We start from the raw sequence: 19612 nt of genomic DNA, 5'->3' as shown, positions 1-19612 counted from the left end.
TTTCGAAATATGCCCTAGGCGAGCTCGTCGTGACGGGTGGTCAGGCGTGCCGCGCCCCGGTCCGTCAGGGAGCCGAACAGCCGCAGGCGGGAGATGCCGCCGTCGGGGTAGATGTCGATGCGGACGTGGGTGCCGACGACCGGCTCCGGCAGGACGAAGCGGTGGTTGGTGTCGGGCTGGAGGCGGGTGCGGGGGAGGAACTCGGTCCACTCGCCCTCGGCGCCGTCGCGTACGGACAGGGCGGCCCATCCGGCGCTGTTGCCCTTGAGGTACGCGGTGTCGATCTCGACCGCGCGGATCGCCGACTGCTCGACGAGCCGGTAGCGGATCCAGTCGTTGCCCTTGTCGCGGCGCCGGCGGGTCTCCCAGCCGTCGTCCATCTTGCGGGAGCGGCCGGGCTGGATGGTGTTGGTGGCCGGGGAGTAGAAGCGGTCCGAGGCGTCCTCGACGCTGCCGCCGTTCTCCAGCGCCACGACGTCGAAGGTGCCGAGCACGCCCAGCCAGGCCGGGTCCGGGGCCACTTCGCCGTAGACGCGCAGCCGGGCGATGCCGCCGTCCGGGTGCTGGTTGACGCGCAGGTGCGTGAAGCGCTGCTCGGCGTCGACGGCGAAACCGTTCGCCGCGTGGCCGCCGATGGCGGTGCGGGGTACCAGGGTCGTCCACTTCACGTCGGCGGCGAGCAGGTCCTCGGGGGACGGCGAGCCGGCGACGGAGGTGGCCTCGACGGAGACGGCCTGCGGGTAGTTGCCGCGGAAGTGGGCGGTGTCGACGACGATGCCGCGTACGACGCCGGGGGCGCCGAGGCGTACCAGCGCCCAGTCGTGGTCGTCGGCGGTGGGGTGCGGCTCGTCGGCGGAGACACCGCGTCGGCGGCGTGTCTCCCAGCCGTCCATGATCTTGCCCTTGTGCCCGAAGTGCTCGGGGTCGAACTCGGCGGGCTCGGGCTTGAGCATGTTCTCGCGCTCGGCGAAGAACTCGTCGTTGGCGGCGATGACGCCGGCGCCGAGCCGGCGGTCGGCGAGGTCGACCAGGCCCGCGAAGGGGAAGTCGGCGGTGCGGTAGTCCGCGTACGGGTCGCCGCCGCCGTAGGGGCTGGCGTCGCCGGTGAAGGAAGGTATGCCGGTCACGGGGGTTACTTGTTCCTTTCGAGCAGCCGGCCGGTGGGCGCGGCCGGGGTGCCGTTGTCGGCGATGCGCACACCGCGCAGCCAGGTGGACTTCACGACGCCGTGCAGGGTCTTGCCCGCGTACGCCGTGACCTGGTTGCGGTGGTGCAGCTCGGCCGGGTCGACGGTGAAGGTCTCGTCGGGCGCGAGGACGGCGAAGTCCGCGTCGCGGCCCGCCTCGACGGCGCCCTTCCGGGTGAGGCCCGCGAGCGCGGCCGGGGCCGTGGACATCCAGCGGGCGACGTCCTCGAGCGTGTGGCCGCGGCGGCGCGCCTCGGTCCAGACGGCGGGCAGGCCCAGCTGGAGGGAGGAGATGCCGCCCCACGCGGACGCGAAGTCGGGGGTCTTGAGGTCGGCGGTGGAGGGCGAGTGGTCGGAGACGATGCAGTCGATCGTCCCGTCGGCGAGGCCCTCCCACAGGGCGTCCTGGTTGGACGCCTCGCGGATGGGCGGACAGCACTTGAACTCGGTGGCGCCGTCCGGGATCTCCTCGGCCGTCAGGGTGAGGAAGTGCGGGCAGCTCTCGACGGTGATCCGCACGCCCTCGCCCCTGGCGGCGGCGATCATGGGCAGCGCGTCGCTGGAGGAGAGGTGCAGCACGTGGACCCGCGCGTCGAGCCGGCGGGCCTGGTTGATCAGGTTCTCGATGGCGGTGTTCTCGGCGTCGCGCGGCCGCGAGGCGAGGAAGTCGGCGTACTTCGGCGAGCTCTTCTGCGGGGCGGCGTCGAGGTGGTGCGGGTCCTCGGCGTGCACGATCATCAGTCCGCCGAAGCCGGCGATCTCGGCGAGCGAGGCGGCCAGCTGCTCCTGGTCGAGCTGGGGGAACTCGTCCACCCCGGACGGCGAGAGGAAGCACTTGAACCCGAAGACCCCGGCGTCGTGCAGCGGGCGCAGGTCCTTGACGTTGTCGGGCAGGGCGCCGCCCCAGAAGCCGACGTCGACGTGGGCCTTGGGCCGCGCGACGTCCTGCTTGGTGCGCAGGTGGTCGACGGTCGTCGTGGGCGGCAGCGAGTTGAGCGGCATGTCCAGCAGGGTGGTGATGCCGCCGGCGGCGGCCGCGCGGGTGGCGGTCCAGAAGCCTTCCCACTCGGTGCGGCCCGGGTCGTTCACATGGACGTGCGTGTCGACGAGGCCGGGGAGTACGACGTCGTCGCCGACGTCCTCCAGCCGGGCGCCGGCCGGCACCTCGGCGTCGTGGGGCAGCACCGCCCCGATCTTCCCGCCGGCTACGGCGACGGATGCGGCGCGGGTCCCCTCGGGGGTGACGACCCGCGTCGAGCGCAGTACCAGGTTCACGTCCACGTTTCCGTCCACATCGTCCACTTCATCGAGCCCTCAGAAATTTCAACGAACTGTTGAAGAAGTGTTCACGTCGTATTCCACCCCGTCAAGAGTGGCCCCGCCGGTCGCGCGGTGGCACTTCGGCCACTTGGATGTTTCCATGAAGTGGAAAGGGAATTTCGATCAGCAGAACGTAGTTACCCACAGGCGACAGCTCGTCCGCCCGCCGCGGAACCCTGCGGACACACGGACAAACAGCCCCTGACCGGCGAGTACGTCCCACCGCGGGCGATGTGCCGGAGCGGACGGCCCGGTAGGCTGCTGCCTTGCCCGTCCGCCTCGAAAGGACCCTTGACGTGCCGACGTCCAGCGCCAGCACCACCGACGCCGCCAAGCCCGCCGCCGCGACCGGTGGCGTCCAGTCCCTGGAGCGCGCATTCGACCTCCTGGAGCGGATGGCCGACGCGGGCGGCGAGGTCGGGCTGAGCGAGCTCTCCTCCAGCAGCGGCCTGCCGCTGCCCACCATCCACCGGCTGATGCGGACCCTGGTCGCCTGCGGATACGTCCGCCAGCAGCCCAACCGCCGCTACGCCCTGGGCCCCCGCCTGATCCGCCTGGGCGAATCCGCCTCCCGGCTGCTCGGCACCTGGGCCCGCCCCTACCTCGCGCGCCTGGTCGAGGAGACCGGCGAGACGGCGAACATGGCACTGCTCGACGGCGACGAGATCGTGTACGTCGCCCAGGTGCCCTCGAAGCACTCGATGCGCATGTTCACCGAGGTCGGCCGGCGCGTCCTGCCGCACTCCACCGGTGTGGGCAAGGCGCTGCTCGCCCACACCCCGGCGGAGGAGGTACGGGCGCTGCTCGCCCGCACCGGCATGCCGGCCGCCACCGAGAAGACGATCACCACGCCCGAGGGCTTCCTGGACGCCCTGGAGCAGGTCCGCCGGATCGGGTACGCCCTCGACGACAGCGAGCAGGAGATCGGCGTCCGCTGCATCGCGGTCTCCGTGCCCGACTCCCCCACCGCCGCCGCCATCTCGATCTCGGGGCCGGCGGGCCGCGTGACGGAGGCGGCGACGGAGAAGATCGTGCCGATCCTCCAGGAGGTCGCCCAGGACCTCTCGACGGCCCTCGCCAGCACCTCGGGCACGGCAGGCTGACCCACCGGTCCCACGGATCCCACCGGTCGCACGGATCCCACCGATCCCACCGCCGGGCCGCCACGGCATGCCGGGGCAGGCCCGGCGGGACGCTCAGGCCTCGCCGGGCCTGCCCCGCTCCACCAGGTCGACGACCATCGCCCGCGGCGTGCCGACGAGTGCGGGAGCGAGGTCGGCCGAGGGCCACACCCTGGTCCGCAGGGCCTCGAGGAACCGCTCCGCCTCGCCCACCGAGTCGAAGTCCAGGTCGATGACCAGCAGCTTGTCGTCGTCCAGCGGACGCTGGATGCGGTACTCCCGCACCCCGCCCTGGCGGCGGAAGTCCCCGAAACTGTCGAACGCGGCCTTCCAGACCGCGTAGTCCGTGATCGCGTGCTCGATGTGGAGCGTCGGCACAGTGCCTCCAGCGTCGCAGCGGTTTCTTTCATGCTGGGACGACGACGGCGGGTCGGCCAGCCGGCGGCCGGGACACGGCGTCCCGGCCGGGCCTCCTCGTCAGGTCAGCCTGCCGTCCCGCACGGACACCGTCCGGTCCACGCGCCCGAGCTGGGCCCGGTCGTGCGTGACCAGCACCGTCGCCGTGCCGCGCGCCCGGGTCAGGCTGACCAGCAGGTCGAGGACCGCGGCGCCCCGCTCGTGGTCCAGCGCGCTGGTCGGCTCGTCGACCAGGAGCACGGCCGGCTCGTTCATCAGCGCCCGGGCGATGTTGACGCGCTGGCGCTGCCCGCCGGAGAGCTGGTGCGGGCGGCGGCCCGCGAGGCCGGCGAGCCCGACCGCGTCGAGCAGTTCCATGGCCCGCGCCCTTCCGGTGCCGCGCCGCGACAGATGGGCCATGACCCCGAGCTGCTCGACCGCCGTCAGCGACGGCAGCAGATGGGGCTGCTGGAAGACGATCCCGACCTGCTCGCGGCGCAGCGCCGCCTTCCCGGCCCGGTCCAGCGTGCCGGTGTCCGTACCGGCCACGACGACCCGTCCTCGGTCCGGGGTCACGAGCGTCGCGGCGACCGCCAGCAGGCTCGACTTGCCCGAGCCGGAGGGGCCGACCACCGCGGTGAGCGTGCCGGCGGGGACGTCCAGGTTCACCGAGTCCAGGGCGGTCAGCCGCCCGTCCCCGTCGGGGTAGGTGAGTGTCACGTCGTCGAGCTGCAGGTTCGCGGTGTTCACCGGGCGCTCCCGAGGGCGGTCAGAGGGTCGACGGCGGTGATCCGCCGGATGGACAGGGCAGCGCCGAGCATGCCGAGGACGATCATCACGGCGGCCGGGCCGAGGACGGTCAGCGGCTCCATGACGAACGGCACGTCGCCGCCGCTGAGGAGCGCGCCCGCCCCGGCCGCGAGACCGGTGCCGAGCAGTGTCCCGGCCCCGAGCATCACCACGGCCTGCCCGAGGGCGTCCTTGAGGAGGTACGGGGTCGAGGCCCCCAGCGCCTTCAGCACCGCCACGTCCCCGCTGCGCTGGATGGTCCACACCGTGAAGAACGCCCCTATGACGAGCGCGGAGATCACGAAGAGGAAGCCGCGCATCAGTTGCAGCGACCCGTTCTCGGCCTGGTAGGACCCGATGGCGGTGAGCGCCTCGTCGACGGCCGTGGTCCGGGTCCCGGCCGCCTCGTCGCCCGCCACGAGATCGGCGGCGCCCCGCACCTTCAGCGCGATGACGGTGGCCTGCTCCCCGGGCGTGGTGCCGCTGCGGCCGAGCCCCTGCCAGTCGTCGAGGGACGTCCACACCACGGGCGTGTGGCTGTACGAGGCGTCCCCGGCGACCGCCGCGACCGTGATCTCCCGGGGCCCGATCCGCACCCGCTCGCCCACGCGCACGCCGAGCTCCTCGGCGGCCGGAACGGACAGGACGCCCTTGCCGGGCCCGAGCAGCCCGCTGTGGGGCGCGATCCCGGCGCCGGACTCGGTGCCGAAGGCGGAGACCGCTGCCGTGCGGTCGCCGGCGGTGGCGTTCAGGGTGCGGATGCCGACCGGTTCGGCGGACGTCACCCCGGGACGGCCGGCCCAGGTGCGCCACGCCTTCTCGGTCACCGAGGAGTTCGTGAAGGACACCGCCTGCCCCGGGGGCGGGGCCGCGAAGGCGAGCCGGTCGGCGGGCAGCCCGGTGATCGCCGAGATGTTCTCCCGGGCGAGCCCCGCCGTCAGCCCGGACAACAGCCCGACCAGCAGGGTGATCAGCACGATCACCGTGCCCATCAGCGCGAACCGCCCTTTGGCGAATGTCAGATCTCTCCATGCCACGAACATGGGGACCAGCCTGCTGGCGGCCGGCGGAGTGCGGCATCGCGCCACGGGTGGGCCCGTAATCAAACTTTCGATTGAGGGCGGACTTGCGGCGTCCGCCTACGCTGGACGGGTCATGGATCCCCGTTCGCTCACCCCCGCCCTGCGCGCCCTGCGCGTCTGTCTGCATCTGCTCATGGCGGGTCTGCTGGCGCTGTCCGCGCTCCGCTCGGCCGGTGATCCCGCCGTCGTCGCGGCCGCCGCCGCGACGGGCGCCGTGTACGCGGTGGGGTCGGCGCTGCCCGTGGTGCGCCGCTCCCAGTCCGCGGCGGCCCTCTGGCTGGGCGCCCTGTGCGCGGCGTGGCTGGTGCTGCTGGCGCTGACGCCGGACGGGCTGTGGGCGGCGTTCCCGCTCTACTTCCTCCAGCTGCACCTGCTGCCGGTGCGATGGTCGCTGCCGGCCGTCGGCGCGACCGCGGGCGCCGCGATCCTGTCGTACGTGCGCCACGGCGCTGCCCTCAATCCCGGCGCGTTCATCGGACCGCTGCTGGGCGCGGCCGTCGCCGTCGCGACGGTCCTCGGCTATCAGGCGCTGTACCGGGAGAGCGAGCGGCGCCGGCGACTGATCGAGGAGCTGATCTCGACCCGGGCCGAGCTGGCCGCGGCCGAGCGGCACGCGGGCACGCTGGCGGAACGGGAGCGGCTGGCCCGCGAGATCCACGACACGCTCGCCCAGGGCCTGTCGTCGATCCAGTTGCTGCTGCGGGCCGCCGAGCGGGTGCTGCCGGACGGCTCCCCGGCCGCGGGGCACATCGAGCGGGCGCGGCTCGCGGCACAGGACAACCTGGCCGAGGCGCGGCGGTTCGTCCGGGCGCTGGCGCCGGCCGACCTGGAGCGCGGTTCGCTGGCGGCGGCGCTGGAGCGGTTGTGCGAGCCGGGCGGCCCGGGGCCCCGGGTGCGGTTCTCCGTGTCCGGCGCGCCCGCCGGGCTGCCGACGCCGTACGAGGTGGCACTGCTGCGGATCGCCCAGTCGGCGCTGGCCAACACCGTGCGGCACGCGGGGGCCGGGCGTGCGGAGATCACCCTGACGTTCATGGACGCGTCGGTGACGCTGGACGTGGTGGACGACGGCAAGGGCTTCGACCCGCGCGTGGGCGTCCCGCCGTCGGCGGGGGGCGGCTTCGGGCTGACGGCGATGCGCTCCCGGGCCGAATCGCTGGGCGGGACGTTCACCGTGGAGTCCGCGCCCGGTCAGGGCACCGCCGTCGCGGTCGCGCTGCCGCTGCCCGTGCCGGTGAGCGCCGGAGGCGCCGTATGACCGTCCGGCTCCTCCTCGCCGACGACCACCCCGTCGTCCGCGCCGGGCTGCGCGCGGTCCTCGACACGGAACCCGACTTCACGGTGGCCGCGGAGGCGGCGACCGCCGAGCGCGCCGTCGAACTGGCGGCTGCCGGGGATGTCGACGTCGTCCTGATGGACCTGCAGTTCGGTGCCGGGATGCACGGCGCGGAAGCGACCGCGGCGATCACCGCGCGGAGCGGGGCGCCCCGGGTGCTGGTGCTGACGACGTACGACACGGACGCCGACATCCTGGCCGCCGTGGAGGCGGGCGCGAGCGGCTATCTGCTCAAGGACGCGCCCCCGGAGGAGCTCGCGGCGGCCGTCCGCACGGCGGCCGCCGGACAGTCGGCGCTCGCCCCCGCGGTGGCGCACCGCCTGATGGACCGGATGCGCACACCGGCACAGGCGCTGACCAAGCGGGAGCTTGAGGTGCTGCAGCTGGTGGGCGAGGGCCTGTCCAACCAGCAGATCAGCAAACGGCTGTTCCTCAGCCAGGCGACGGTGAAGTCCCATCTGGTGCATGTCTTCGCCAAGCTGGGCGTCGACTCACGCACCGCGGCGGTGGCGGCGGCGACCGCCCGCCGCCTGATCCGCCGTTAGCCCGCGGGGCGCCCGCCACCGGCCGGCGGTCGCGGCCCGCAGGCCCGTCAGCGCGGCTGCTCGCCGAAGAGTTCCACGGCGTCGCGCACGTCGGTGAGCGCGGACCCGAGCGCGCTGACGGAGCCGATCGCCCCCGCGATCAGTAAGAGGGAGCGGCGCAGGCGGCGCACCTCGGGCACACCGCTGATCGCCATCGCCGCGAGCGAGGCGAGTTCGTCCTCGGCGATGCCACGGTCCAGGAACTCGGCCGGGTGGGCGGCCAGTTCGCGGCGGAGCCGGGAGACCGCGGCGCGCAGCCGGGTCACTCTCGGGTCCTCGCCGCTCCCGGTCACGCGCCTTCGCCCCACGCTTCGCAACAACGGCTCTCCCCCCGTGCGCGCACTCCGTTGTACGCCCGTTCCTGTACTTAACGCCATCCCGGGTGCGGCGCGCCACACCCGGGACGAAACTCAGGACGTGGTTTCCGGGGCGAGGGCGTTGCGCCAGACGGTGACGTCCACCGTGATGTACTTGCTGGGGTCCGAGTCGGGCGACTTGCCGTGGTACGTCACCACGCCGACGTGGCCGGTGTTGGTGAGGACACAGAGCTTGGCACCCTTGGCCACCGCGTCGAGGTCCATCTTCTGCGTGAAGCGGGTCTCGCTGCGGCAGGTCTCGAGGTCGCCCTGCTGTCCCGCGCGGAGCAGGATCATCCGGCCGTCCTCGACGGTGACCCAGCCGAGGCTCCAGTCGTACGTGAAGTCCTGGTTGGCCTCGTCGCCGGAGGGCTTGACGGGGTCGTCCTCCATCGTCAGGTGGTAGCCGTCCGTCAGGTCGATCCCCGTGTACGTCACGGGCTTGGGGTCGGCCACCGGCTCCGCGGGCTTCGTCGGGTCCTCGGCCGTGTCGCCGGACGGGGTGTCCCCGCCGGGCGTGGCGTCGGCCGTCGGGTCCTGCTTCTGCGGGGTCGAGTCCGGCTTGGCGTCCGCCTCGTTCGAGGTCTTGTTGTCCTTGTCCTTGCCGGACAGCGCCAGGTAGGCGCCGCCACCGGCCAGACCGCCGACGACGAACATGGCGGCGACGGCGATGGCGAGGGCCTTCTTGCCCTTCTTCGGGGGCGTCGCCGCGGCGGGGTGGGGGCCGGAGTAGGGCTGCGGGGTGGGCTGGGTGTGGGGGTAGCCGTAGCCACCGGGCTGCTGGGGGTGGCCGGCCTGCTGCGGGTGGGCCGGCTGGGTGTGCGCCTGCGCGGGGTGCGCTTGCTGCGGGTACTGCTGGTGCTGCGGCTGGGCGTGCTGCGGCTGCGCGTGCGCGGCGGGCGGCGGGCCGAAGCCGGGGGGCGGGGTCGCCGGCGCCGCGTGGGCGGTCGGCGTCTGCGCGGCCGGGGTGGGCGCACCGGCCGGGAAGCCCTGCGCCGGCGTGGCGGGGGCGGCCGGCTGGGCGGGGGCCTGGGCGGGCGGCGGCGGCGTGGTGGACGCGGCCGGTGCGGGGGCGGCGGCACGGGTGGTGATGTCCGCGGCGACGGCGCCCGGCAGCCACTCCTCCGGACGGCGCAGCGCCGTCTGGTCGTTGGCGGCCTGGCACAGGGCGAGGATGTCGGCGACCGAGGGGCGGCCCTCCGGGTCCTTGGTCAGGCAGCGGCTGACGAGCTCGTGGAGCCGCTCGGGAACGCCCGCGAGGTCGGGCTCCTCGTGCACGATCCGGTAGAGCACGCCGTGCGAGGTGCCCTCGCCGAACGCCGGGGTGCCCTTGGCGGCGTAGGCGGCGATCTGACCGAGCGCGAAGATGTCGGTGGCCGGGGTGATCTGACGGCCCGCCGCCTGCTCGGGCGACATGAAGGACGGGGTGCCGATGGTGACGCCGGTGCCGGTGAGCGACGTGGCGTCCGCGGCGCGCGCGATACCGAAGTCGATGACGCGCGGGCCGTCCGCGGCCAGCAGGACGTTGGCGGGCTTGAGGTCGCGGTGGACGATGCCGGCGCCGTGGATGACCTGCAGGGCCTCGGCGATGCCGGCGACCAGCAGCAGGACGGTGTCCACCGGCAGCGACCCGTGGGCGACCACCGCGTCGGCGAGGGACGGGCCGGGGACGTACGCGGTGGCGAGCCACGGCTGCTGCGCGTCGGTGTCGGCGTCGATGACGGGCGCCGTGTAGAGACCCTGGACGCGCTGGGCGGACTGGACCTCCTGCGCGAACCGGCGCCGGAATTCGGCGTCTTCGGCGAAGTCGGGCCGGATCACCTTGATGGCGACGGGCCGCCCGCCCGGTGTGTACGAGAGGTACACCTTGCCCATGCCGCCTGCGCCGAGGCGCGCGGCGAGCCGGTATCCGGCTACAGAACGCGGATCGTCGTCCTCAAGCGGTTTGAAGACCGTTCCCCCACGCGGACCACCACTCATGAACCCATGTCTCCTGAAAAGGACTTCGCACTGCTTTATTCAATGCCGGACCCGCACCCTATCCAAGGCGGACCCTGTGGTTCACGCGCGAGCCGGGCGAAGATCCCGGCAAGGGCATGCGGTATGCACTCCACATGGGACATACGACACGAGACGAACCGCTGATCGCCGGGCTGTTGCTCGCGGCGGGAGCCGGCCGGCGGCTCGGCGGCCGGCCGAAGGCGCTGCTGGAGCACCGGGGCCGCCCGCTGGTGGAGCACGCGGTGGGGGTGTTGCGCGAGGGGGGCTGCCCGGTGGTCCACGTGGTGCTGGGCGCCGCGGCCGGGTCGGTGCGTGAGCGGGCCTCGCTGCCCGGGTCGGTCCTGGTGGACAACCCGGCGTGGGAGGAGGGCATGGGGTCGTCGCTGCGGGCCGGGCTGGCCTCGCTCGCGGGGTCGGGGGCGGACGCGGTGGTGGTGTCGCTGGTGGACCAGCCGGGGATCGGGGCCGGGGCGGTGGCCCGGGTGGTGGCGGCGTACCGCTCCCGCTCGTCCCTGGTGGCGGCCGCGTACGGCGGGAGGCGCGGCCATCCGGTGCTGTTCGGGGCGGACCGCTGGGCGGAGGTGATGGCGAGTGCGGAGGGCGACCGGGGGGCACGCGTCTATCTGAAGGAGCACGAGCGGTCGATCACGCTGGTCGACTGCTCGGACGTCGCCGAGCCGTACGACATCGACACGGAGGCGGATCTGGGCCGTCTGGAGTGACCGGCCGGGCGGGCGGGGATGCGCGGGGCGTGAACGGCGTGGCACTCAGCGCCATGTTCTGTCGACCCTGAGAATCTCGACATCAACAAACCATTGAACTTCCACCATGAGGAAACTAGTATCCACTGTTCAGAAGCACCCGATCGTCAGAAGGCGCCCGTGACCGTATCTCGGCTCCCACGGCACTCAGTGCCGCGCGCGTACGCCCGGCGGCCGCCCGCGCCGCGCCCCCGCTGAAGGAAGTGACAGCTCATGTCCGCACCAGCGCCGTCCCCGCTGGCCATCGTCGAAGCCGAGCCCCTGCCCCGGCAGGACGAGGTCCTCACCGACGCCGCCCTGGCCTTCGTGGCCGAGCTGCACCGGAGGTTCACGCCCCGGCGGGACGAACTCCTCGCCCGACGGGCCGAGCGCCGCGCCGAGATCGCCCGCACCAGCACCCTCGACTTCCTCCCGGAGACCGCACGGATCCGGGAGGACGACAGCTGGAAGGTCGCGCCGGCACCGCCCGCGCTGAACGACCGCCGTGTCGAGATCACCGGCCCGACCGACCGCAAGATGACCATCAACGCCCTGAACTCGGGCGCCAGGGTCTGGCTCGCAGACTTCGAAGACGCGTCCGCCCCCACGTGGGAGAACGTCGTCCTCGGCCAGCTCAACCTGATCGACGCGTACGAGCGGAAGATCGACTTCACCGACCCGCGGACCGGCAAGTCCTACGCCCTCGAGGACGCGGACCAGCTCGCCACCGTCGTCATGCGCCCGCGCGGCTGGCACCTGGACGAGCGGCACCTGACCTTCGACGGCCGCCCGGTGCCGGGAGCGCTCGTCGACTTCGGTCTGTACTTCTTCCACAACGCCCAGCGCCTCATCGACCTCGGCAAGGGCCCCTACTTCTACCTGCCGAAGACGGAGTCGCACCTGGAGGCCCGCCTCTGGAACGACATCTTCGTCTTCGCTCAGGACTACGTCGGCATCCCGCAGGGCACCGTCCGCGCGACCGTCCTGATCGAGACGATCACGGCGGCGTACGAGATGGAGGAGATCCTCTACGAGCTCCGCGACCATGCCGCGGGCCTCAACGCCGGCCGCTGGGACTACCTCTTCTCCATCGTCAAGAACTTCCGTGACGGCGGGCAGAAGTTCGTCCTCCCGGACCGCAACGCGGTGACCATGACGGCCCCGTTCATGCGCGCCTACACCGAACTGCTCGTCCGCACCTGCCACAAGCGCGGCGCGCACGCCATCGGCGGCATGGCGGCCTTCATCCCGTCCCGCAAGGACGCCGAGGTCAACAAGGTCGCCTTCGAGAAGGTCAAGGCGGACAAGGACCGCGAGGCCGGCGACGGTTTCGACGGTTCCTGGGTCGCCCACCCCGACCTGGTCCCGATCGCGATGGCCTCCTTCGACGCGGTGCTGGGCGACCGGCCCCACCAGAAGGACCGCCTCCGCGAGGATGTCGCCGTCGCGCCCGGCGACCTGATCGCCATCGACTCGCTCGACGCGAAGCCGACGTACGAGGGGCTGCGCAACGCCGTCCAGGTCGGCATCCGCTACATCGAGGCGTGGCTGCGCGGCCTCGGCGCGGTGGCCATCTTCAACCTGATGGAGGACGCGGCGACCGCCGAGATCTCCCGCTCCCAGATCTGGCAGTGGATCAACGCCGGGGTCGTCTTCGAGAATGGCGAGAAGGCCACGCCCGAGCTCGCCCGCAAGGTCGCCGCCGAGGAACTGGCCGCGATCCGCGCGGAGATCGGCGAGGAGGCCTTCACCGCCGGCACCTGGCAGCAGGCGCACGACCTGCTGCTGAAGGTCTCCCTCGACGAGGACTACGCGGACTTCCTGACGCTGCCCGCCTACGAGCAGCTCGTCGGCTGATCCCACGCGCCGCCCGACTGGCGCATCTCCGCCCCCGGTACCGCACAGCACCGGGGGCGGAGCTGTCATTCTGTGCGGCATGCGTCTGTCGGGTGCCGCCGTGGTGGGCGGCAGCATCGCCGGTTGCGCCGCCGCGCTCGCCGTGCTCCGCGCCGGCGCCGAGCGGATCACGGTGTACGAACGCGCCGCCGGACACCTCGCGGACCGCGGTGTCGGACTGGCCGTCCACGACACCCGGTACGCCGGACCGGAGGCGTCGGGCTGCCTCGACGCGGACATGCCGTGGAGCCGGCTCTCCCGGCGCCGCTGGTACGTGCGCGACGGGCCGGCTCCGCCGGGCCGGGTGATCGGCACCCTGCCGTTCCCGTTCCGGACGTACAACCGGGGGCCGTCGTGGCGTGAGTTGCGCGCCCGGGTGCCCGCGTCCGTCGATTTCCGCGCCGGGACGGCGGCCCTCGCCGTCACGCCGCCGCCCGACGGCGCGGAGGCGCGCACGGCGTCGTGCCTGCGGGGCCGGCGGTCCGCGCGAGGCGCCGGCGGCCTACGACGAAGACCGGGCGGGCCTCGGGCCGCACCATGGTCGACCTGGGCCGCCGTCTCGGCCGCGCCCTGGTCGAGGAGACCCCCGACTGGTCCGGGATGGGCCAGTCGGAGCCGGAGGCGTGGTGGCGCCTGTCGGACGGAGCGGGAGCGTTCGGCGGGGGCGCGAACTGCCGCGCCGAACAGACGAATCGGAGGGGGAACATGCGTACAGCCATGAGCACGGCCGTCGTCGCGTTACTGGCGGCGGCGACCACGCTGCTTCCGGCGGGGGCCGCCGCGCGGCCGGTCCCGCCCGTCGAACGGGTGAGCACCGCGTCGGACGGCACACAGGCGGACCTGGGCGGGGACGGCGCGGCGATCAGCGCCGACGGCCGTTTCGCCGCCTTCACCTCCGCTGCGACCAACCTGGTGCCGGGCGACACCAACGCACAGCGGGACGTCTTCGTCCGCGATCTGCGCACCGGCAGAACCGAACGCGTCAGCGTCGCGAGCGACGGCGCCCAGGGATCCTCGTACTCCCACGGTCCGTCGCTCAGCGCCGACGGACGCCTCGTGGCCTTCGCGTCCCACGCGCCCGACCTGGTGCCGGGTGACGGCAACGACGCCGTCGACATCTTCGTGCACGACCGCCGAACCGGCCGGACCGAGCGCGTCACCGAGGGCGGGGCGCCAGGCACCCGCGACTCGGACAACCCGGCCATCAGCGCCGACGGGCGTCATGTGGCGTTCTCGTCCGCGCGGGACGACCTGGTCGCCGGCGACACCAACGGCGTGAACGACATCTTCGTACGGGACCGCGGCAGGGCCGTGACGAAGCGGGTGAGCGTCCGCAGTGACGGTGTCCAGGGCACGGGCGCGTCCCGGGTGGACCCGGTGATCAGCGCCGACGGCAGCCGGATCGGGTTCGTGTCCCGGTCCAACCTGGTTCCCGCGCCCGGCGAGCCCGGCTCCGGACCGGCCGGGGCGGAGCCGGCACCCGACCCGCGCCGTCCGCGCCTCTACCCCATGTACGTCCATGACCTGCGCACCGGCCGGACCACGGTCGCCAGCGCCACCTCGGCGGGTGACCCGGTCGGCGCGTCGGGCATAGCCCTGAGCCCCGACGGCCGCCACGCGCTGTTCTCGGCCCTCTCCCCCACGGTCGTCCCGGGCGACACCAACGGAGAGATGGACATCTTCGTACGGGACCTGGAGACGGGAACCGTCACCCGGGTCAACACCGCCCACGACGGCTCCCAGGCCACCGGTGGCCATTCGACCGCGGCCGTCGTCAGCGCCGACAACCGGCGGGTGCTGTTCCTCTCGTCCGCCGGCAATCTGGTCCCGGGCGACACCGACGGCACCGAGGACGCCTTCGTGCGCGACCTGCGGACGGGCGCCGTCGAGCGCCTCACCGTCACGCACGACGGCTCGGCCCCGACCGGCTACGGCCCGTCGACCGTCGCGCTGGACGCCCGGGGGCGCGTCGCGCTGTTCGACTCGGACGGCGACAACCTGGTCCCGGGCGACACGAACGGGCAGGCGGACGTGTTCATGCGCCGGCTGCGCTGACGACGACGGTGCGCTGGGCGGAGAAGTCGCCCCACGTCCCGTCCGGCAGTCTGGCCCGGAGCTTGACGCTGTACCGGGTTCCGGGCCGGTCGGTCACCGTGAAGGTGTAGGTGGCGGTGCCGGTGGGCGGGGCCGCGCCCCAGACGATCGTCGTGGCGAACCGGCCGTTGAGGAAGAGCTGGTGCTCCTTGACCGGTGCCCCGGTGTCGGGCGGGGTCCAGGTCAGCCGGATGCCGCCGCCGCTCGCGGTCGCGGTCAGGGCGGTGGGCGCGGTGGGGGGAGCGGCGCCGGGCGCGGGCGTGGTGGTGAGGTCGACGGGGTTGCTGTCGGGTGAGGAGTTCTCGGCCGCGTCGCGGGCACGGACCGTGAACGTGTAGACGGTGCCGGGCCTGAGTCCGGTGATGCGGGCGGTGGTCGTGGTGCCGGTGACACTGTGGACGCGCACGTCCTCCTGGTAGACGTCGTAGGCGGTGACGCCGGTGTCGTCGGAGGCCGCGGACCAGGTCAGGGTCACCGCGCGGGGACCGTCGACGGTGCCGCGCAGGGCCGCGGGTCGGGTGGGGGCCCCGCGGTCGTCGGGAGCCGGGGCGGGGGTGGTGAGGGCGACGGCGGCGCTGGGGGCGGAGACGTTGCCGGCGGCGTCGCGGGCCCGGACGGTGAAGCGGTAAGGGGTGCGGGGGGCGAGGCGGTCGAGGTCGACCATGTGCTTGGCGCCCGGCACCGTGGCGGCCTTCCGGCCGCCCACGAAGACGTCGTAGGCGATGACCGAGGTGTCGTCGGTGGCGTGGTCCCACATGACGTGCACCGATGTGGCGCTGCCGGCCTGGGCCGTCACCCCGGCGGGAGGGGTGGGGCTCCGGGTGTCCTTCGGCTCCTCCTCCGCGCAGGCCGCCGCCAGGAGGAGTACGGCGCACATCAACGCGGTTACGGCGGGGGGACGTTGCACGGGCGGGCCTCCGTGTCCGGACGAGGATTGGTCCAGACCTGTATGGCACGGCCCGGCCCCGGCAACAAGACCCCGGCACCCACCGGTCCCCGGGGCGCGCGCGGTGGGCGGAGCCGGCACTCGGTGACGTAACCGAACCGAAATCGACGGCTACCTAGCGGTAACAAACCGGCCCGTGCGAGATTCCGCATGCCACCGGCCGGCGGCCCCACCTCCCACGCCACACCGCCCGGATCCACCCGTGCCCCGCCGTGCTCCGGCATGGGCCGGCGCGGCTCCGGGCGCGGCCGACCACAGGAGCCGCTGTGACCGGAATCCGCACCGCCCTCATCCCCTTCCACCCCCTCAGACGGTCCTGGCGGCGCACCGCCGCCTCGGCCCTCGCCCTGCCGCTCGCCTGCACCGCCCTGCTGACCACCGGGACGACCCCCTCGGCGGCCAGCCCCTCCTCGGGTCCCACCGCGATCGTCTCCATGGGCGACAGCTACATCTCCGGCGAGGCGGGCCGCTGGCAGGGCAACAGCCTCACCGACAGCGGCAGCCGCGACGGCACCGACCGGGCCTGGACCGGCAGCGGATACGACCCGGCCCGGGTGTACGGGACGACGTCCGCGAACGGCTGTCACCGCTCGGACTCCGCAGAGGTGCACGGCACCGCCGGCCTCGCCGAGGCACAGATCAACCTCGCCTGCTCCGGGGCCCTCACGTCCCATGTGTTCCGGTCGTCGAACGGCGGCCAGTGGTTCAAGGGCGAGGCGCCCCAGGCCGACCGGCTCGCGGCCGTCGCCGCCGGCCACCGGGTCCGGCTGATCGCGCTCTCGATCGGCGGCAACGACCTCGGCTTCGCCGACATCATCGCCGCCTGCGCCAAGGACTACATCATCTGGTACTCGTACTGCCACGACGACCAGCAGGCCGTCGTGGACGCGAGGATCGACGCGGCGATGGCCGGGGTCGGCAAGTCGATCGACGAGATACGGGCCGTCATGTCGGCGGCCGGATATACCGCTTCGGACTACCGGATCGTGTTGCAGTCCTACCCCTCCCCCATCCCCCGCGGCAGCGAGAACCGGTATACGGAAAGCGGCTGGAGCCGTGTCAGCACCGGCGGCTGTCCCTTCTGGAACAAGGACTCGGACTGGGCACGCGACTCGCTGGTCCCGCAGCTCGCCGGGCGGCTCAGGGCAGTTGCGGCCCAGAAGGGCGTGCAGTTCCTGGACCTGCGCGACATGCTCCAGGGCCGTGAGGTCTGCGCCCGGACGAGCCGGCTGGTCAGCGCCGCGCAGCCGGCGTCGGCGACGGCCAGCGAGTGGGCCCGGTGGATCGACAGCGACTCCACCCAGGGGCCCGTCCAGGAGTCCATGCACCCCAACCACTACGGCCAGCTCGCCCAGGGACGCTGCCTCGCCCTGATGCACGCACGGACGACCGGCGACCACACGTGCCGGAACACGGCCGGCTACGGCCCGTCGGGAATGTACCTGTCCGCGCTCTGACGGCTCTTCCGATCCCGCCGGCGGGCCGGTCCGCTCCCCCGGTCCCGCCGACGGGTCCGGCCGGCCCCCGGCACAGCGCGGCCCTCACCCGCGGCGCGCCCCGGCGCGGTGGGCCTCCTCCCTGCGCAGGCGCCTCGCCGTGCGGGCCGCGGCGGCGGACAGCGCCCGGTCCGGGTGCCGTTCGGCGAGGTCCTCCAGGATCGGCGCCACGTCCGGCCGGGCGTCGGCGAGCGCCCGCACCAGGGCCTCGGCGCCGCCGGGCCAGCCGGAGGCGGCCGCGTCGAAGGCGTCGACGAGCCCGGTCGGAGCCGGTTCCGGCGCCCGGTCCTCGGCCGTCGCCTCCACCATCACGCGCATGTCCCGTACCCAGCGCAGGCGCAGTTCGCCGACGAGCAGATGGGCGCGGGCCGCGGGGGGCACCTCCTCCTCCGGCACGTCCTCGCCCCGCTCGGTCAGCAGCCGGTGGGCGTATCCGCCGGCGACCGGGTCGGTGAGGGCGGCGCGGACCGGTCCGCCCGGAACACCGGCGAGGTCGAGCCGTGCGAAGAGGGCGGGGGCGTCGGCGTCGGCGGCGACCGCGGCGGGCACGGCCGCGAGCAGTTCGCCCCAGGCCTCGTCGCCGCCGCCGCGACCGGCGGCCCACGACGCCAGGGTCTCCGCGGCGATCGCCGGCGGCCAGGCGTCGACCGCCCCGAGGATCTCGGCGGCGTCCCGGCCGGCGAGGGTCTCCCGGTCGGGCACGGCGACATGACCGGCCCGCAGGGTGTGGCGCACCACGGCGCTGCCGAGCGGCGTGAGCCCGTAGGTGTCGCCGGCGCGGAAGACACAGCCGGTCTCGGCCAGCCGGTCGACCACGGCCGCCAGCGAGCGGGCCTGAACGTCGAGGTCTCGGCGGTCGGACTCGCTCAGGCCGGGGAGCCGGAGCAGGTCCGACAGCTCCTCCGGGGGCGGTGTGGTGTACGCCGCGGGTGCGGCGTCCGGGCGGTCGGGGACGGGGACGGGGGCGTCCTCCAGCTCCGGGTCGACCTCCCAGCCCGCGACCTCCGACGCCTTGCGCGCCACGGAGTCGGGGGTGCAGCCGCGCTCGTAGAGCGCGTAGAGCACATGTGCCGCGTCGAGGGCGTACTCGTCGTCGGGGCCGGCGTCGGCGGCGACGCGCTCGACGGTCGCGGCCAGGATGTCCGCGCCGAGTTCGGTCAGCTCCTGGGGGGTGCCCTCGGTCCACACGGCGGTGGCCGGGCCGGGGAAGCCGCACCGCTCGGCGAGTTCTCTCAGGTCGTCGTCGCCGGCTGCGAGGGCGGCGGGCAGCGGGGCGGCCTGCAGCAGGCCCCGGATCTCGTCCGGTGCGGGCAGGCCGGGCGGGGGTGGCAGCGGGCGGCCGGAGTCCCCGTAGTAGTCGAGGTGTTCGTCGAGGAGGCGGTCGGCGAGGGCGAGGTGCGGCAGTGACTCGGGGCCGGGGGCGAGGTCCGCGTGCGGGCCCGCGAGTGCCTCGGCCAGGCCGTCGGCGGTCCAGCGGTCGGACAGTTCGGCGGACCGGCGTTCCAGTTCGTCCGGTCCGACCGCTTCCAGGGGTGGTCCGGGCAGCAGCGGGCCCGCGGGCGACGGGCCGCGGGGGTCCCGGGCGTCCCGGGCGTCCCGGTCGGAGGCAGCGAGCAGGGCTTCGGTGAGCAGGGCCCTGGCGGCGAAGGTGCGGCTGGCGACGTCGGAGCGGCACACCTCCGGCGGGAGCACGGGCCGCTCGGCGCGCGGGGTGCCCTCCAGTCGGGCGAACCAGGCCCGCACGGCCCCGCGGTCGGCCGGGTCGACACCGTCGGCGTGCAGCAGGGAGGCGTACCAGCGCGGCCAGGTGAGGTTCAGCGGGTCGTTCATGGCGTGCTCGAACGCGGGGAACGCCTCCTCCAGCGCGGCGAGCAGGCGTGCGTGGCGCTTGGCGTTGAGCCGGTTGGCCGCCCGGACCCGGTCGGCCAGGACGGTGACCACGCCGGAGAGCGCGGCCAGTTCGTGCGGGGTCGCGTGGAGCAGCAGCGGGAGGTCCTCGTGCAGCACGCGCCGGAGCAGCTCCGGCGTCGGTTCGGGCACGCCTGCGCGGCGTTCCGCGCCGCGCAGGGCCAGCAGGGTGAGCAGGGCGTCCGTGGGGCGCATCGGCAGGGTGGCTCCCCGCTCCTTCTCCGCCCAGGCGAGGAAGTCGTCACGTCCGGTGTTCAGGGCAGTGGTACGGGTCACTCGGGGAGCGTATGGGGGCGGATCCGGGTCCAGGGGCGTGCCACGTGGGAATGGTCCGATCTGGTGATCAGCGGGCCCTCGTCGCCGG

Annotated in this window: 16 protein-coding genes; 7 read left to right on the top strand and 9 right to left on the bottom strand. The window is 73.8% G+C overall.

What is annotated here, in order from left to right; all coding sequences use genetic code 11:
* Positions 1-14: 14 nt before the first annotated feature.
* Complete coding sequence (alc, locus tag ACY34K_RS23180; RefSeq protein WP_462750166.1) at positions 15-1127, bottom strand: allantoicase; 1113 nt, start codon at positions 1125-1127, stop codon at positions 15-17.
* 5 nt (positions 1128-1132) lie between these two features.
* On the bottom strand, positions 1133-2467 hold the full coding sequence (gene allB, locus ACY34K_RS23175) for an allantoinase AllB (RefSeq protein ID WP_462750279.1): 1335 nt from the start codon (positions 2465-2467) through the stop codon (positions 1133-1135).
* A gap of 335 nt (positions 2468-2802) precedes the next feature.
* Between allB and ACY34K_RS23170 the strand changes: the two genes are divergently transcribed.
* Positions 2803-3609 (top strand): IclR family transcriptional regulator, encoded by an 807-nt coding sequence (locus tag ACY34K_RS23170; RefSeq protein WP_462750164.1) that lies wholly within the window; start codon positions 2803-2805, stop codon positions 3607-3609.
* 93 nt (positions 3610-3702) lie between these two features.
* Here the strand turns inward: ACY34K_RS23170 and ACY34K_RS23165 are convergent, their stop codons facing one another.
* The 3 genes from ACY34K_RS23165 to ACY34K_RS23155 form a co-directional block, all read right to left on the bottom strand.
* The gene (locus ACY34K_RS23165; RefSeq protein WP_462750162.1) at positions 3703-4005 is read right to left on the bottom strand and encodes a hypothetical protein; all 303 of its coding nucleotides are present in this window, start codon (positions 4003-4005) and stop codon (positions 3703-3705) included.
* 99 nt (positions 4006-4104) lie between these two features.
* Positions 4105-4773 carry an ABC transporter ATP-binding protein gene (locus ACY34K_RS23160; protein ID WP_462750160.1) on the bottom strand — a complete coding sequence of 223 codons (669 nt, stop codon included), beginning with the start codon at positions 4771-4773 and terminating at the stop codon, positions 4105-4107.
* Positions 4770-5855: an ABC transporter permease gene (locus ACY34K_RS23155; RefSeq protein ID WP_462750159.1), complete on the bottom strand. Its 1086-nt coding sequence runs from the start codon at positions 5853-5855 to the stop codon at positions 4770-4772. Before ACY34K_RS23155 ends, ACY34K_RS23160 begins: the two co-directional genes overlap by 4 nt.
* A 112-nt stretch (positions 5856-5967) precedes the next feature.
* Here ACY34K_RS23155 and ACY34K_RS23150 point away from each other — a divergent pair, with 112 nt between their 5' ends.
* Entirely contained in the window at positions 5968-7149 is a 1182-nt protein-coding gene (locus tag ACY34K_RS23150) for a sensor histidine kinase (protein ID WP_462750157.1), read from the top strand.
* Positions 7146-7772, top strand: a complete 627-nt coding sequence (locus ACY34K_RS23145) for a response regulator (RefSeq protein WP_462750155.1) — start codon at positions 7146-7148, stop codon at positions 7770-7772. The genes ACY34K_RS23150 and ACY34K_RS23145 overlap by 4 nt, the downstream gene beginning before the upstream one ends.
* A 47-nt stretch (positions 7773-7819) precedes the next feature.
* Here ACY34K_RS23145 and ACY34K_RS23140 read toward each other — a convergent pair whose 3' ends face one another.
* Both ACY34K_RS23140 and ACY34K_RS23135 read right to left on the bottom strand, forming a co-directional pair.
* A complete protein-coding gene (locus tag ACY34K_RS23140) occupies positions 7820-8131 on the bottom strand; it encodes a DUF5955 family protein (RefSeq protein ID WP_462750153.1) in 312 nt (103 codons plus the stop codon).
* A 90-nt stretch (positions 8132-8221) separates the two neighbouring features.
* On the bottom strand, positions 8222-10147 hold the full coding sequence (locus tag ACY34K_RS23135; protein WP_462750151.1) for a serine/threonine-protein kinase: 1926 nt from the start codon (positions 10145-10147) through the stop codon (positions 8222-8224).
* Between the two features lie 134 nt (positions 10148-10281).
* Here ACY34K_RS23135 and ACY34K_RS23130 point away from each other — a divergent pair, with 134 nt between their 5' ends.
* The 3 genes from ACY34K_RS23130 to ACY34K_RS23120 all read left to right on the top strand — a co-directional run bounded on the left by ACY34K_RS23130 (position 10282) and on the right by ACY34K_RS23120 (position 14859).
* Positions 10282-10890 carry a nucleotidyltransferase family protein gene (locus ACY34K_RS23130; protein ID WP_462750149.1) on the top strand — a complete coding sequence of 203 codons (609 nt, stop codon included), beginning with the start codon at positions 10282-10284 and terminating at the stop codon, positions 10888-10890.
* 252 nt (positions 10891-11142) lie between these two features.
* The gene (aceB, locus tag ACY34K_RS23125) at positions 11143-12765 is read left to right on the top strand and encodes a malate synthase A (RefSeq protein ID WP_462750147.1); all 1623 of its coding nucleotides are present in this window, start codon (positions 11143-11145) and stop codon (positions 12763-12765) included.
* Between the two features lie 576 nt (positions 12766-13341).
* Positions 13342-14859, top strand: coding sequence for a TolB family protein (locus ACY34K_RS23120; RefSeq protein ID WP_462750145.1), 1518 nt, complete (start codon positions 13342-13344; stop codon positions 14857-14859).
* Here ACY34K_RS23120 and ACY34K_RS23115 read toward each other — a convergent pair.
* On the bottom strand, positions 14840-15805 hold the full coding sequence (locus tag ACY34K_RS23115; RefSeq protein ID WP_462750143.1) for a fibronectin type III domain-containing protein: 966 nt from the start codon (positions 15803-15805) through the stop codon (positions 14840-14842). The genes ACY34K_RS23120 and ACY34K_RS23115 overlap by 20 nt on opposite strands.
* A gap of 305 nt (positions 15806-16110) precedes the next feature.
* Between ACY34K_RS23115 and ACY34K_RS23110 the strand changes: the two genes are divergently transcribed.
* Positions 16111-17301, top strand: a complete 1191-nt coding sequence (locus ACY34K_RS23110) for a GDSL-type esterase/lipase family protein (protein WP_462750141.1) — start codon at positions 16111-16113, stop codon at positions 17299-17301.
* An 84-nt stretch (positions 17302-17385) separates the two neighbouring features.
* Here the strand turns inward: ACY34K_RS23110 and ACY34K_RS23105 are convergent, their stop codons facing one another.
* On the bottom strand, positions 17386-19524 hold the full coding sequence (locus ACY34K_RS23105; RefSeq protein ID WP_462750139.1) for a hypothetical protein: 2139 nt from the start codon (positions 19522-19524) through the stop codon (positions 17386-17388).
* Positions 19525-19612 lie beyond the last annotated feature (88 nt).

The organism is Streptomyces sp. STAM6 (assembly GCF_054963715.1).
Note: the sequence above shows the minus strand (reverse complement) of the source record. Positions and strands in the feature narration are given on the sequence as shown.

Coding starts and splice junctions, on each gene's coding strand:
- ACY34K_RS23155 (WP_462750159.1), bottom strand. CDS start 5,855: ATGTTCGTGGCATGGAGAGATCTGACATTCGCCAAAGGGCGGTTCGCG.
- ACY34K_RS23150 (WP_462750157.1), top strand. CDS start 5,968: ATGGATCCCCGTTCGCTCACCCCCGCCCTGCGCGCCCTGCGCGTCTGT.
- ACY34K_RS23145 (WP_462750155.1), top strand. CDS start 7,146: ATGACCGTCCGGCTCCTCCTCGCCGACGACCACCCCGTCGTCCGCGCC.
- ACY34K_RS23135 (WP_462750151.1), bottom strand. CDS start 10,147: ATGAGTGGTGGTCCGCGTGGGGGAACGGTCTTCAAACCGCTTGAGGAC.
- ACY34K_RS23130 (WP_462750149.1), top strand. CDS start 10,282: ATGGGACATACGACACGAGACGAACCGCTGATCGCCGGGCTGTTGCTC.
- aceB (WP_462750147.1), top strand. CDS start 11,143: ATGTCCGCACCAGCGCCGTCCCCGCTGGCCATCGTCGAAGCCGAGCCC.
- ACY34K_RS23120 (WP_462750145.1), top strand. CDS start 13,342: ATGGTCGACCTGGGCCGCCGTCTCGGCCGCGCCCTGGTCGAGGAGACC.